Raw genomic sequence first — 14571 nt, 5'->3', positions numbered from 1 at the left:
AGTATAACGCCTGAAAATTAACCCCCATTTGAGGAGCTCTACTCGAAAATGTCCGACTTCAATCGCATGGTAATGACACAAAATGGAATGGTAGACGTGGATTACTATGTTGAACAAGCTCGCCGTGAGCGTGCTGAATTCATCATGCAGGGAATCGCGTCACTGTACCGCCGCGTTGCTCGCCTGTTGAAACCGCGTCGTCCGCTGGCAGGTGCCACCGCGCTGGTTAACTGAGACAGAGTAGACTGTGGAGCGGGTCACAATCCCGCTCCTGCATTCACTTCAGCGACATCCAGTTCCTGAATCGCGGCTTTCAGCGCTGCAAAACAGTCGGCATCGATTGCCGTGTGCAAGTTCTCCGCCATCATCTCCAGTGCCTGTGCTACCGGAATGGCTCCTCGATAGGGGCGCTCAGCCGTAATGGCATCGAAGATGTCTGCGGTTGTGATAATCCGGGTTTCCCGCGTGATCTGTTCTGCCTTGAGCTGTTTGGGATATCCCTTGCCATCCAGCCGTTCATGGTGAGCTCCAGCCACCTGTGCCAATTCGCTGAATACGCCAATACGCGACAGAATCTCTTCCGTAAAGCGGGCATGATTCTGTACCTGTTGCCATTCATCCGCATCCAGCTTGCCAGGTTTGTCGAGAATGCTGTTACTCACGCCCAGCTTACCGATATCGTGCAGCAGTGCACCACGTCGAAGCCAGCGGCGCCGTTGCGGCTCAATACCCAACTGCTCGGCTATCAGATCGGTATAGAGCGCCACTCGCTCGCTGTGACCGGCGGTGTAGGGACTTTTGGCATCCACTACCTGACCAAAGGCTGCAGCCACTCGGTCCAGGTAGTCTTCATTCACCTCAATTTCATGTCCTGCCGGCGACAGAGCCAGCACGCGTTCAGGCAGCTCTGGGCTGGCCAGCATCGACCAGAAGTCAGCCGACTCGGCTGCCTGCTCAAGGGCTTTCACCAATGCCGGATCAAACCATTGGCCGCTGCGCGCTCGCGCCTCATCCAGCGCTGCATCAGGCCCGGCCGCGGCATGGAACACCTCCACCACCTGCGCCAGTAGCGCCACGCGTGAATACAACGGAATGGCCTCACCGGACCGTTGTTCGGGTTGACCTGTTCCGCTCCAGTGTTCATCCAATGAATGAATACCGGCCGCTACCGACTCACTGAAACCCAGATCTCGCGCAATGGATGCACCCCGTTCACAGCGGGTCGCAATCAGCTCAGTGGCAATGGATTCACCGTTGCGGGCAATATTCAACAGCCGCTTGAAACGTTCGGCAACACCGGCATCACGCCCGGTATGCTGCAGCAGAAACCTGATCACCTGCGTCAGGCTACCGTTAACCCATTTAAAGTCACGCTTGAAGCCAAGATCATCCGTGCCATACAGCTGACAGATACGCGCGGCATTGCTGCTGCAGCCCAAGTCTTTCAGTAAAAGCGTGTAATACAGCTCCCAGCGTGCAGCGTCATCCAGGCCCAGCTGATCCGCCAGATGCATACCAATCCAGCAACAACGCATGCAATGCCCCGGTGGTTGCCCCTCGGTCATGTCCAGCGCATGCGACAATGCACTGATCAGCTCTGACAGTTTCATGCCGGTGGTACCGGCCAGATTCCAGCGTTCCATTCATCGCTCCAGCAACATGTCTGGTACTCAGTATACGCACAGAGCAGCGGGTTGAGTCACCCTGCCCGCAACTCGGCCCGCGTCCACTGACGCCAGCGAGCATTCACCCAAAGCGACAACAGGATAACCGCGCCACCGATCAGCAAACGCGGGATGTCCGCATCCCGATTCCAGATCACGAGGTTGACGACCAGCCCGGCCGGCACCAGTGCATTATTCATGATGCCCAGCGTACCGGCATCCACCTGAGTCGCACCCTTGTTCCAGAAAAAGAACCCCAGCCCTGAAGCCACCAGCCCAAGCCAACTCAACACTGTCCAGTGTGTTGTCGTCTGAGGCAGACGTTCCATGTTACCCAGCATCAGAAAGGCGGGCAGTACCAGTGCAAACGCTCCGATAAAGAAAAAGCCAAACACCTGCCAGAGATTTTGCCCATCAGGATAATAGTGGCGCACCAAATGAGCATAGCCGACCTGACCCGCCGCAAAGGCAAGATTGGCCAACTGCAGAATCAGAAAACCGGTAATAAACGCCTCGCTGACACCATCGTAGCGGATAATTGCCGCGCCCAGCACAGCGACCAGCGTCGAGATAATGGGCCCGAGGCTGAAACGACGTTTCAGTGCGTTATCCACCAGTGCCACATAGAGCGGCGTGAAAATGGTGAACAGCAGCACCTCCGGCACACTGAGATATTCAAACGAGAGATACAGACAGGTATAGGTCAGCCCGAATTGCAGCGCCCCAACCAGCGTGACACCGACCATAAACCCGGGTGCAAAACGGGCAGGACGCAGCAGCGGGATAAATATCATCCCCGCCAGCACAATGCGAGTCAGGACTGAAAAGTAACTGTCCACCTGACCGGCGAGATACTCACCGATCAGGCTGAAAGACACCGCCCACAGCAGCGTGACGGCAATCAGGTAGTTCATTCACTATGCTCCAGCATGATGGCATTACGCCGCAAGCATACTGGATTTTATCCCTTGAGCAGACCTGCTTGGTAGCAAGCGGTTCAACTTTGCGAGCGCGGCTGCATTACCAGCTCGGCCCATGACTGGGTCGATGTCAGATCCGGCCCTGTCACCTTGCCGGCCTCTTCCAATGCGCTGCTCTGTGTCTGCACACGCTGCGGGGCATGTGGATTGATTACATGCGGCACCTCTTCAGTATTGAACATGACCAGCCGAGGCGGACCACTCATCAAAAGGGGCTGCAGGACCTGAGGCAAGCCGGCAAAAGTCAGTATAACTGTCAGGATCATAATCAGACGCAGCATGGACGTTCTCCTTGAATCGTTTCTGAACAAGCAACATCAAAAGCTGTGCCATATTAATCAAAGCCATTTGATATCAATTGGTTACAAACAAAATCAAGCGAAGATCATAAGCGTTCGGGGTTTGGCAGAAAGCAATACTGCCAAAAGTGTCGCAGTATACTTGACATATTGTGACGTGAAGAACCTATTTATTTAAAATCAATGAGTTATGGCGTATCTTTTTAGCAACACACATTTACCCAACGTCCAGAAAGACAAAACCCGGCCTGAGCCGGGTTCTGGGGTATCGCATGTGCGCTCCGATCAGTTGATCTTTGCGTCCAGTTCTCCGCGCTCGTAACGCTCGGACATATGCTCCAGCGAGATCGCCTTGATCTTGCTGGCATGACCGGCGGTACCAAAGGCTTCGTAACGGGCGACACAGATCTCGGTCATCGCTTGCATGGTGGCCTTGAGGAATTTGCGCGGGTCGAACTCGGCCGGGTTTTCGGCCAGGAAGCGACGCACGGCACCGGTAGACGCCAGACGCAGGTCGGTGTCGATGTTGACCTTGCGCACACCGTACTTGATGCCTTCAACGATCTGCTCCACCGGTACACCGTAGGTTTCCGGAATCTCGCCACCGAACTGGTTGATCACCGCCAGCCATTCCTGAGGAACGGAGGAGGAACCGTGCATCACCAAGTGGGTAGTGGGGATACGTTCGTGGATCGCACGGATGCGGTCAATTGCCAGAATATCGCCTGTCGGCGGCTTGGTGAACTTGTAGGCACCGTGGGAGGTACCGCATGCGATCGCCAGCGCATCCACGTTGGTGGCCTTGACGAAGTCGGCGGCTTCATCCGGATCAGTCAGCATCTGGTCGTGGGTCAGGATACCCTCAGCGCCAATACCGTCCTCTTCACCGGCCTGTCCGGTTTCCAGCGAGCCCAGGCAGCCCAGTTCGCCTTCAACGGAGACACCACAGGCGTGCGCCATCTCAACGGTACGACGGGTGACGTCGACGTTGTAGGCATAATCGGTCGGGGTCTTGCCGTCTTCGCCCAGAGAGCCGTCCATCATGACTGAGGAGAAGCCCATGGCGATGGAACGCTGGCAGACTGCCGGGCTGGTACCGTGGTCCTGGTGCATGCACACCGGCACGTCCGGGAACTCTTCGATCGCCGCCAGAATCATGTGGCGCAGGAAGTTGGAACCGGCGTACTTGCGCGCACCGGCAGAGGCCTGAACGATCACCGGCGAGTCGGTCTTGGCCGCCGCTTCCATGATCGCACGCATCTGCTCCAGGTTGTTGACGTTGAACGCCGGAATGCCGTAGCCATATTCGGCGGCATGGTCCAGCAGCTGACGCATGGAGATCAAAGCCATGGTTTCACCCTTTGAATTGGTTCATCAAAAAATCTTATTTGGCTGCACGCTGTTCCAGCATGGCAACCGCCGGCAGTACCTTGCCTTCCACAAACTCCAGGAAGGCACCACCGCCAGTGGAGATGTAAGAGATCTTATCAGCGATGTCGTATTTATCCACCGCAGCCAGCGTGTCGCCACCACCAGCGATGGAGAAACCGGCGCTGTTAGCGATCGCCAGTGACAATGCCTTGGTGCCTTCGCCGAACTGATCGAACTCGAACACGCCGACCGGTCCGTTCCAGATAATGGTGCCGGCGCTGGTCAGCAGAGCAGCCAGGTTCTTGGCAGATTCGGGGCCAATGTCCAGAATCATTTCGTCGTCGGCTACGTCGTCAGCGGACTTGATCACCGCTTCAGCGGTCTCGGCGAATTCCTTGGCAACAACGACATCAACCGGCAGCGGGATGTTGACCTTTTCCATCAGCGCCTTGGCCGCCGGAATCAGATCATGTTCGCACAGAGACTTGCCCACCGGCTTACCAGCTGCCGCGAGGAAGGTGTTGGCGATACCGCCACCGACGATCAACTGATCGCACTTCTCGGACAATGCATTCAGCACTTCCAGCTTGGTGGACACCTTGGAGCCGCCAACGATGGCAGCCATCGGACGAGCCGGGTTGTCCAGCGCCTTGGCCAGCGCATCCAGTTCATTGGCCAACAGCGGACCTGCGCAGGCGATGGGAGCGAATTTGCCAACACCATGGGTCGAGGCCTGAGCGCGGTGGGCTGTACCGAAAGCATCCATCACGTAGACATCACACAGTGCCGCCATCTTTTTCGACAGCTCTTCGTTGTCCTTTTTCTCGCCCGGATTGAAGCGTACGTTTTCCAGCAGGACCAGTTCACCTTCACCCACTTCAAAGCCGCCGTCCAGCCAGTCCTTGACCAGCGGTACCGGACGCTGCAGCAGTTTGCTGATATGTTCGGCCACCGGCGCCAGCGAGTACTTTTCTTCGTATTCGCCTTCGGTGGGGCGGCCCAAGTGGGACATTACCATCACTTTGGCACCGGCTTTCAGTGCCACTTCGATGGTGGGCAGAGAAGCACGGATACGGGCGTCGGAGGTCACTTGACCATCCTTGACCGGAACATTGAGATCTTCACGGATCAGCACGCGCTTGCCGGCCAGATCCAGATCAGTCATCTTCAAAACGCTCATCAGAGGGATTCCTGTTTCTTGTTAGTTCAGTCAATCAGTCCTTGAGCTGCAGCCAGTACCGGGAGAGATCCAGCATCCGGTTGGCAAACGCCCATTCATTGTCAAACCAGCACAACAGCTTCAGCAGTCGGCCACAGGACACCCGCGTTTGGGTACCGTCAACCACCGCCGAACGGGGATCCGTATTGAAATCCACCGACGCGTGTGGCTCTTCGGTATAGCCCAACAGCCCGGCCAGTTCATTGTCGGCCGCTGCGCGCAGCATGGCGTTGATCTGTTGCGGGTCGGTATCCTGCTGCAGGTTCACCGACAGGTCCATTAGCGAAACGTTGATGGTCGGCACCCGCACGTGCAAACACTCGAAGCGCCCGGCCAGATGCGGCAACAGACGATCAATTCCACGGCTCAAGCCGGTATCCACGGGGATAATCGACTGCATGGCACTGCGCGCCAGCCGCAGGTCACTGCGGTGATAGCTGTCGATCACCGGCTGATCATTCATCGCCGAGTGGATGGTAGTCGTCACCCCACTTTCGATGCCGAAGTGGCGATCCAGTAGATCCAGCACCGGCACCACACAGTTGGTGGTGCAGGAGGCCGCCGAGGCGATGCGGTGTTCTGCCTTGAGGCTGGACTCGTTAAAGCCAAATACCACTGTGGCATCGATATCCGCCTGCGCCGGGTGCGAATACAGCAACCGCTTGGCACCGCTGGCCAGATGACGCTCGGCATCGGCTCGAGTGCGAAAGGCGCCGGAACATTCCAGCACTAGGTCCACATCCAGCTCGCCCCAGGGAATCTGCTCGGGCTCTGCCAGGCTGAATACCCGGATACGGTCACCGTTGATCAGCAGGGCTTCGCCGTCGTTTTCGACAGAACAGGGAAAGCGCCCATGAGTGGTGTCATAACGGGTCAGGTAGGTGAGCGTGTCCAGATCCGACAGCTCATTGATCGCCACCACCTGCAACTGGTGCTGCAGGCCGCGTTGATAGACCGCCCTGAGCACGCCCTGGCCGATACGGCCATAGCCGTTGATCGCGATTCTGTAGCTCATCCGGCGCTCATGCTGACCAGAACTGCAACAACATGCCGCCGGGCGCACAGAGTGCCCGGCAGTACGTTTTGCAGCGGTTTACAGCAGGCCTTCAACAGTGCTGACCACATTCTCGACGGTGAAGCCGAAGTGCTTGAACAGGTCGCCGGCCGGGGCGGATTCGCCGAAGCTGCGCATGCCGACGATGGCGCCGTTCAGGCCCACGTACTTGTACCAGAAATCGGCGTGAGCCGCTTCCACGGCAACGCGAGCGGTAACGGCGGCGGGAAGTACCTGCTCCTTGTACGCCGCATCCTGCTTGTCAAAACGCTCGGTACAGGGCATGGAAACTACACGGATCTGCTTGCCCTTGGCGCTCAGCGCATCGGCTGCGTCCATGGCCAGACCGACCTCGGAGCCGGTGGCGATCAGGATCGCATCCGGAGTACCGGCGCAGTCACGCAGGATGTAGCCACCGCGTTCAATGGCGTCGATCTGAGCCGCATCGCGGTTCTGGTGCGGCAGGTTCTGACGCGAGAAAATCAGCGCGCTGGGGCCGTCGGTGCGCTGCACGGAAGACTTCCACGACACGGCGGATTCCACCGCGTCACAGGGACGCCAGGTTTCCATGTTCGGGGTCAGACGCAGGTTGGCGATCTGCTCGATCGGCTGATGCGTCGGGCCATCTTCGCCCAGACCGATGGAGTCATGGGTGTAGACGAACAGCACGCGCTGCTTCATCAGGGCGGCCATGCGCACTGCGTTGCGGGCGTACTCCATGAATACCAGGAAAGTGGCGCCGTAGGGAATGAAACCGCCGTGCAGGGCAATACCGTTCATGATCGCGCTCATGCCGAATTCGCGCACGCCGTAGTGGATGTAGTTGCCGTTGGCATCATTGCGGCTCAGGCCCTTGGAGCCGGACCAAAGCGTCAGGTTGGAACCGGCCAAATCGGCAGAGCCGCCCATAAATTCCGGCAGCATCGGACCGAAGGCTTCGATGGCATTCTGCGAGGCCTTGCGCGAGGCGATGGTGTCGCCCTTCTCGGCCACTTGGGCGATCCAGGCATCCGCCTTTTCAGCGAAGTCGGCCGGCAGGTCGCCGGACAGACGGCGCAGCAGTTCTTCGGCCAGTTCCGGGTACGCGGTCTGATAGGCGCTCAGTCGCTCATTCCAGTCATTTTCGGCGTTGGAGCCAGCTTCACGCGCATCCCAAAGCTCATACAGCTCTTCGGGGATTTCAAATTCAGGATGTGCCCACTGCAACGCGTCACGCGCCAGCATGATCTCATCATGGCCCAGAGGCGCACCGTGGCACTCTTCCTTGCCCTGCTTGTTGGGCGAACCGAAACCGATGATAGTCTTGCAGCAGATCAGGGTCGGCTGCTCGGTGTTTTCACGAGCATTCTCGATGGCAGCACGAATCTGGTCGCTGTCGTGACCATCGATGTCACGGATCACTTGCCAGCCGTAGGCTTCGAAACGTGCCGGAGTATCGTCAGTGAACCAGCCTTCCACTTCGCCGTCGATGGAGATGCCGTTGTCATCCCAGAATGCGATCAGTTTGCCCAGACCCAAAGTACCGGCCAGAGCACAGGCTTCGTGAGAGACCCCTTCCATCAGGCAGCCATCGCCCATAAAGGTGTAAGTGTAATGGTCGATGATGTCGTGACCGTCACGGTTGAACTGGGCCGCCAGCGCTTTTTCGGCAATCGCCATGCCCACGGCGTTGGTGACACCCTGACCCAGCGGACCGGTGGTGGTTTCAACACCCGGGCAGTAGCCGTATTCCGGATGACCGGCAGTCTTGCTGTGCAGCTGGCGGAAGTTCTTCAGATCATCGATGCTGACATCGTAGCCGGTCAGGTGCAGCAGCGAGTAGATCAGCATGGAGCCATGGCCGTTGGACAGCACGAAGCGGTCACGGTCATACCAGTGCGGGTTGCCGGGGTTGTGCTTCATGAAGTCGTTCCACAACACTTCGGCGATATCCGCCATGCCCATGGGGGCACCCGGGTGACCGGATTTTGCTTTCTGTACGGCGTCCATGCTCAATGCGCGAATGGCATTGGCAAGTTCTCGGCGAGAGGACATCAATCTACTCCTGGGGCTGGACCCAACCTTGAGGTTTACGGAATCGGAATATAAAGGCGCAATTTTCGCCCAGATAGCGACCAGCTTCAAATCCATTTGTGCAAATGGAGTGTTTTTCATGCAGTCATCGCAAAATTTTCAGCCAAAATCGAACCAGATGTTATGCACAACCCCTGCGCTGACGTTAAAATGTGCGGTTTATTCAACCCAAACCGTATCAGCCCGGCATCGCCCCGGCTGCTCCTAACCACTGTGTGAGGATTATTACCGGAAATGAGCGAATATAGCCTGTTCACCTCCGAGTCCGTGTCTGAAGGGCACCCGGACAAAATTGCCGACCAGATTTCCGATGCCGTCCTGGACGCCATCATCGCGGAAGACAAGTATGCCCGTGTTGCCTGTGAAACCATGGTCAAGACCGGTGTGGCGATCGTCTCCGGCGAAATCAGCACTTCGGCCTGGATCGACCTGGAAGATCTGGTACGCGGCGTGATCTGTGATATCGGCTACACCTCTTCTGACGTGGGTTACGATGGCGAAACCTGCGGCGTGATCAACATCATCGGCAAGCAGTCCGTGGATATCGCCCAAGGCGTTGACCGCAGCCGTCCGGAAGATCAGGGTGCCGGTGACCAGGGCCTGATGTTCGGTTACGCCTCCAACGAAACCGACGTGCTGATGCCCGCGCCAATCACTTTCTCTCACCGCCTGGTGGAACGTCAGGCCGAAGCACGCAAGTCTGGCCTGCTGCCTTGGCTGCGTCCCGACGCCAAGTCACAGGTGACCTGCCGCTATGAAAACGGCCAGCCGGTGGCGATCGATGCAGTTGTACTGTCTACCCAGCACAACCCGGACGTGTCCCAGGCCGACCTGCAGGAAGCGGTACAGGAGCTGATCATCAAGCACGTACTGCCGGCAGAACTGCTGCACAAGGGCACCCAGTATCACATCAACCCGACCGGCAAGTTCGTCATCGGCGGCCCGGTGGGCGACTGTGGTCTGACCGGCCGCAAGATCATCGTGGACACCTACGGCGGCATGGCCCGTCACGGTGGTGGCGCGTTCTCCGGCAAGGACCCGTCCAAGGTAGACCGTTCCGCTGCCTACGCCGGTCGCTACGTAGCCAAGAATATCGTTGCCGCCGGCCTGGCCGACCGCATCGAGATTCAGGTCTCCTACGCCATCGGCGTGGCCGAGCCGACTTCGGTATCGATCAATACCTTCGGCACCGGCAAAATCAGCGACGACAAGATCATCGAACTAGTGCGCGAGCACTTTGATCTGCGTCCGTACGCAATCACCCGTATGCTCGACCTGCTGCACCCGATGTACCGTCAGACCGCGGCCTACGGCCACTTCGGTCGCGATCCCTTCGAGATGACTGTGGGTGATGACACCTTTATGGCCTTCCCCTGGGAGATGACCGACAAGGCTGACGCTTTGCGTGCGGCGGCTGGTCTGTAAGTTCGATCGACTCCAAGGCGGTGAGGCCAAGTCTGGCTGACCGTCTGCCGCCAGGACGGCGGCAGCCGAGCCCCCATGGATGGGTTCACGGCGTGTCAGACAGGCTTGGCCTCACCGACCCGAAGAGTCTTTTGCCGAGACAGCCTTTCGGCCTTCCCACCACAACTGGCATCCCCCACCTGCCCTGCGCCATAATAGCGGCTGAACTTTCAGTCAGCAGGACCGCTATGCGTATCCCCCGGGTATATGAATCCCAGCCTTTGGCCCCTGGCCTCTGTATCGACCTCGGCGATACCACCATCCAGCACGTCATCCGTGCCCTGCGCCTGCGCGAAGGCGATCGCATCTGCCTGTTCAACGGCGATGGTCATGAATACCCTGCCGTGCTGACTCAGGTCGACAAGCGCTCGGCCCAGGCAACGCTGGAACCGGCACTGACACCGACGGTCGAATCAGCATTGCAAATTCATGTCGGGCAAACCCTGTCCCGCGGTGAGCGGATGGATTATGTAGTACAGAAAGCCACCGAGATGGGCGTCAGTCGTATTACACCGCTGACCAGCGAACGCTGCGAGGTCAAACTCAAGGCCGAACGTGAAGACAAGCGTCTGCGTCACTGGCAGCAGGTAGCTATCAGCGCCTGCGAGCAGAGCCAGCGTACTCGGGTACCCGAGATCGCCGAAGTCAGCCCGCTGCTGGACTGGATTCAAACCGTCGAAGCCGATCTCAAACTGGTACTGCATCACCACACGGCTCGCCCGCTGCAGACGATGGAAGCGCCCGGCTCGGTTGCGCTGCTGATCGGCCCCGAGGGCGGACTGACCGAAGCCGAAGTGGACGCGGCACTGGCCGCCGGCTTCGAACCGGCCGCCTTTGGCCCGCGGGTGATGCGCACCGAAACCGCACCGGTTGCGGCCTGCGCCATTCTGCAGTATCTCTGGGGCGATCTGGGTTAAGATTGAACGCACATTCAGCACAGGAATTTTTCAGATGACGATTAAAGTCGGCGTGGTGATGGACCCCATCGAGCAGATCACCTACAAAAAGGACAGCTCACTGGCGATGCTCTGGGCCGCGCAACGCAAGGGCTGGGAGCTGCACTACATGGAGCAGCAGCACCTGTTCCTGCGTGACGGCAAGGTGAAGGGGCAGATGGCACCGCTGAAGGTGGCCATGGACCCGGACAACTGGTTTGAGCGCGGCGAGTATGTGATCCGCGACCTGGCCGAGCTGGACGTGATCCTGATGCGCAAGGACCCGCCGTTCGATAACGAATTCATCTACAGCACCCACCTGTTGGCGATGGCGGAATCCGAGGGCACCCTGATCGTCAACCGTACCGGCAGTTTGCGTGACTTCAATGAAAAGTTGTTTGCCACCCACTTTCCACAATGCTGCCCGCCGGTACTGGTGACACGCCGGGCCGATCTGTTGCGCCAGTTCCACGCTGAGCACAAGAATGTCATCTTCAAGCCGCTGGACGGCATGGGCGGCTCGTCCATCTTCCATATTCGTGAAGACGGCACCAACCTGGGCGTCATCATCGAGACCCTGACCGCCCACGGTACCCAGACCATCATGGCGCAGAAGTACATCCCCGAAATCAAGGACGGCGACAAACGCATCCTGATGATCAACGGTGAGCCTGTACCCTATGCGCTGGCCCGTATTCCCATGGCCGGTGAAACCCGTGGCAACCTGGCCGCCGGCGGTCGTGGCGAAGGCCGCCCACTCACAGATCGCGATCGCTGGATCTGTGAACAGGTCGGCCCAACGCTGAAAGAAAAGGGCCTGCTGTTCGTGGGTCTGGATGTGATCGGCGACTACCTGACCGAAATAAACGTCACCAGCCCTACCTGCATCCGCGAACTGGACCAGCAGTTTGATCTGGATATCGGCATGCAACTGATGGACTGCATTGATGAGGTATTGAAAACACGATGATCAAAAGGGGCACGCACCTGCCGCTTTGGCATATTATGAACAGAGATCGCTTCGGCTTCATGCTGTTCATTGCCACGGCAGTACACGGTGTGCTCCTGCTTGCCTTGAGCTTCTCACTCCCTGAACGAGAACCTCCGCGCCAGACACTGGATGTCACCCTGGCGCAGTATCCGCAGCAGGACGCACCGGACAAGGCCGACTTCATTGCCCAACATAACCAAATGGGCAGCGGGAGCAATGATGACGCTACCACTCCGGCTACCACTGAAATGGCGCCACTGGCCAGTGAAAAACCCCAGGAGCAAGCCGCTCAGCAGGCACCCGCACCGCCAGAACCTGAGCAACCCCCGGCACCGGAACCCGAGCCGGGCAACAGCCCCGAACAACAGGAGAGCCAGGCACAGGGCCAGAAGGCTATTGTCGCTACTCAAAGCGAGCAAAAGCCCCGCGCCAGCGAGCCGAAGCCACAACAGGCCGCGGCTGCTCCTCCACCGGTCAACGCCAACTCCACTTCATTGCTAAACCGGGCTTTGGAAATGGCCAGTCTGCAGACACAACTGGATCTGGAGCGTGAAACGCGTGCCAGAAAGCCTCGTGTCCTGCGCCTGACATCAGCCTCTACCCAGGCACATTCCTATGCCAGCTATCTGGATAACTGGCGTCGCCGAGTCGAGACCGTGGGCAACCTGAACTACCCGGAGCAGGCCCGCAATCAGGGGCTGCAGGGCAAACTGCGACTGCTGGTGGCACTGCGCCCTGACGGCAGTGTCGAAAACATCGAAATTCTGCAGTCCTCCGGCCACCGAGCACTTGATGAGGGTGCCATTCGCATCGTACAGCTGGCTTCTCCGTTCCAGAGTTTTCCCATTGAGCTGCGCAAGGAAGTGGATCGACTTGAAATCATTCGTACCTGGAAATTTGAGAAACAGACACGGGTGTACTAAGCCTTAACCATACCCAAGCGGCGAAGAGAGATTCACCATGTCCCACACACTTACCTCACTTCGTGATCATTTCCTGATCTCCATGCCGCATCTGCATGATGAGACCTTCACCCAAACAGTTGTCTACATCTGCGACCACAGCGAGTACGGCGCCATGGGGATTGTCGTCAACCGTCCCAGCGGTATTCGCCTGTGTGACCTGCTGTCACACCTGGAGCTGGAAGACAACACCGGACTCTGGTCCGAACGCCCGGTGTTCAATGGCGGTCCTGTACGAGATGATCGCGGCTTTGTACTGCACCGCACCGAACCGCAGCAGCAGTGGCTATCCAGCCATCCCATCAATGACGAAATCAGTCTGACCACTTCACTTGATATTCTGGAGGCGATCGCACGCAACGAGGGCCCTGATACCTTTCTGGTCGCCTTGGGTTACGCAGGCTGGGGTCCAGAGCAACTGGAGCAGGAAATGTGCGACAACCTCTGGTTAAGCTGTCCGGCAAATTCAGATATACTTTTCCATCTGCCGCTGGAAGACCGCCTGCAGGCGGCTGCCGCGACTCTGGGTATCAACCTGAACCTGTTGCCGGCCCATGCCGGACACGCCTGACTGAACGGACTTGATGAGCAGCGACACCCAACAGGTGCTGGGGTTTGACTTCGGCACCACACGCATAGGTCTGGCCATCGGCCAGAGCCTGACCGCCACTGCCACCCCGATTGAGCCAGTGCGGGCTCGCGACGGCATGCCTGACTGGTCACAACTGGATGCTGCCATTGCCGGGTGGCAGCCTGACGCACTGGTAGTGGGCATTCCACTCAACATGGACGGCACCATCTCCGAGATGGCACGCCGCGCACGCAAGTTCGCCAACCGGATTCAGGATCGCTACCAGCTGCCCTGTTATCTCTGTGACGAACGCCTGACCACTGCAGAAGCCAAACGCATTCACCTGGACGCCGGCGGCGGCACCAACTTCAAGCAGGAATCGGTCGACGGTATCGCCGCCCGCCTGATTCTGGAGGACTGGTTCAACAGTCCCGACCGCATTCCCAGCCACACCCGACTGGAGGACCTCTATGGTATCGGGAACACTGAGTGTTGATGCACTGCTCGACAAGATGGCGAGCGAAACCCGCGCCCTGATCACCCGTCGCGATCTCAAGGACCCGCTGATGATCGGCATCCGTACCGGCGGTGTCTGGCTGGCAGAGCGCTTGCATCGGCAGCTGGAACTGACCAGCCCGCTGGGCGTATTGGATATCAGCTTCTACCGTGACGATTTCACTCAGGTGGGCATCAACCCGAAAGTACAGCCCAGCCAACTGCCCTGCGCCACCGAAGGCCGGGACATTCTGCTGGTGGACGATGTCATCATGAGTGGCCGCACCATTCGCGCCGCCTTGAACGAACTGTTTGACTATGGCCGTCCCGCTTCCGTCAGCCTGATTACCCTGTTGGATCTGCAGCGCCGTGAGCTGCCGATTCAGGCCGATGTGATCGGCGGCACTCTGGCACTGGGACCGGACCAGCTGGTCAAGCTGAACGGCCCGGAACCCCTTACCCTGACCATCCGTCAGCGTGACTGAACCGACAA

The 14571-nt window shown here is 58.4% G+C and carries 15 protein-coding genes; 8 read left to right on the top strand and 7 right to left on the bottom strand.

Translation table 11 applies throughout. The features are described 5' to 3' along the window. The first annotated feature begins 48 nt into the window (after positions 1-48). Positions 49-234: an RSP_7527 family protein gene (locus ACAM29_RS15860; protein ID WP_091825876.1), complete on the top strand. Its 186-nt coding sequence runs from the start codon at positions 49-51 to the stop codon at positions 232-234. Between the two features lie 23 nt (positions 235-257). Here the strand turns inward: ACAM29_RS15860 and ACAM29_RS15855 are convergent, their stop codons facing one another. The 7 genes from ACAM29_RS15855 to tkt all read right to left on the bottom strand — a co-directional run bounded on the left by ACAM29_RS15855 (position 258) and on the right by tkt (position 8621). Further along, positions 258-1643, bottom strand: a complete 1386-nt coding sequence (locus tag ACAM29_RS15855) for an HD-GYP domain-containing protein (RefSeq protein ID WP_369624683.1) — start codon at positions 1641-1643, stop codon at positions 258-260. 56 nt (positions 1644-1699) lie between these two features. Then, entirely contained in the window at positions 1700-2578 is an 879-nt protein-coding gene (locus tag ACAM29_RS15850; RefSeq protein ID WP_369624682.1) for an EamA family transporter, read from the bottom strand. An 83-nt stretch (positions 2579-2661) separates the two neighbouring features. Then, positions 2662-2925 carry a hypothetical protein gene (locus ACAM29_RS15845; protein WP_369624681.1) on the bottom strand — a complete coding sequence of 88 codons (264 nt, stop codon included), beginning with the start codon at positions 2923-2925 and terminating at the stop codon, positions 2662-2664. 303 nt (positions 2926-3228) lie between these two features. Next, positions 3229-4293 carry a class II fructose-bisphosphate aldolase gene (gene fba / locus ACAM29_RS15840; protein WP_091825889.1) on the bottom strand — a complete coding sequence of 355 codons (1065 nt, stop codon included), beginning with the start codon at positions 4291-4293 and terminating at the stop codon, positions 3229-3231. A 34-nt stretch (positions 4294-4327) separates the two neighbouring features. Further along, complete coding sequence (locus ACAM29_RS15835; protein WP_206837298.1) at positions 4328-5494, bottom strand: phosphoglycerate kinase; 1167 nt, start codon at positions 5492-5494, stop codon at positions 4328-4330. Between the two features lie 34 nt (positions 5495-5528). Continuing rightward, positions 5529-6548, bottom strand: a complete 1020-nt coding sequence (locus ACAM29_RS15830) for a type I glyceraldehyde-3-phosphate dehydrogenase (RefSeq protein WP_206837301.1) — start codon at positions 6546-6548, stop codon at positions 5529-5531. Between the two features lie 78 nt (positions 6549-6626). Beyond that, positions 6627-8621, bottom strand: coding sequence for a transketolase (gene tkt / locus ACAM29_RS15825; protein ID WP_369624680.1), 1995 nt, complete (start codon positions 8619-8621; stop codon positions 6627-6629). A gap of 273 nt (positions 8622-8894) precedes the next feature. Here tkt and metK point away from each other — a divergent pair, with 273 nt between their 5' ends. The 7 genes from metK (at position 8895) to pyrR (ending at position 14563) form a co-directional block, all read left to right on the top strand. Then, on the top strand, positions 8895-10085 hold the full coding sequence (gene metK / locus ACAM29_RS15820) for a methionine adenosyltransferase (protein ID WP_369624679.1): 1191 nt from the start codon (positions 8895-8897) through the stop codon (positions 10083-10085). A 227-nt stretch (positions 10086-10312) separates the two neighbouring features. Beyond that, positions 10313-11041, top strand: a complete 729-nt coding sequence (locus ACAM29_RS15815; protein ID WP_369624678.1) for a 16S rRNA (uracil(1498)-N(3))-methyltransferase — start codon at positions 10313-10315, stop codon at positions 11039-11041. A gap of 34 nt (positions 11042-11075) precedes the next feature. Continuing rightward, positions 11076-12029, top strand: a complete 954-nt coding sequence (gshB, locus tag ACAM29_RS15810) for a glutathione synthase (protein ID WP_091825907.1) — start codon at positions 11076-11078, stop codon at positions 12027-12029. 35 nt (positions 12030-12064) lie between these two features. Further along, positions 12065-12973, top strand: a complete 909-nt coding sequence (locus tag ACAM29_RS15805; RefSeq protein ID WP_369624677.1) for an energy transducer TonB — start codon at positions 12065-12067, stop codon at positions 12971-12973. Between the two features lie 37 nt (positions 12974-13010). Further along, entirely contained in the window at positions 13011-13583 is a 573-nt protein-coding gene (locus ACAM29_RS15800; RefSeq protein WP_091825912.1) for a YqgE/AlgH family protein, read from the top strand. 13 nt (positions 13584-13596) lie between these two features. Further along, the gene (gene ruvX / locus ACAM29_RS15795) at positions 13597-14079 is read left to right on the top strand and encodes a Holliday junction resolvase RuvX (protein WP_369624676.1); all 483 of its coding nucleotides are present in this window, start codon (positions 13597-13599) and stop codon (positions 14077-14079) included. Continuing rightward, positions 14054-14563, top strand: a complete 510-nt coding sequence (gene pyrR / locus ACAM29_RS15790) for a bifunctional pyr operon transcriptional regulator/uracil phosphoribosyltransferase PyrR (RefSeq protein WP_091825917.1) — start codon at positions 14054-14056, stop codon at positions 14561-14563. The genes ruvX and pyrR overlap by 26 nt, the downstream gene beginning before the upstream one ends. Positions 14564-14571: the final 8 nt, after the last annotated feature.

This window comes from Marinobacterium sp. BA1 (assembly GCF_041155135.1).
GTDB lineage: Bacteria > Pseudomonadota > Gammaproteobacteria > Pseudomonadales > Balneatricaceae > Marinobacterium > Marinobacterium iners.
The sequence above is the reverse complement of the archived record's forward strand: the minus strand, read 5'-3'. Positions and strand labels throughout refer to the sequence as shown.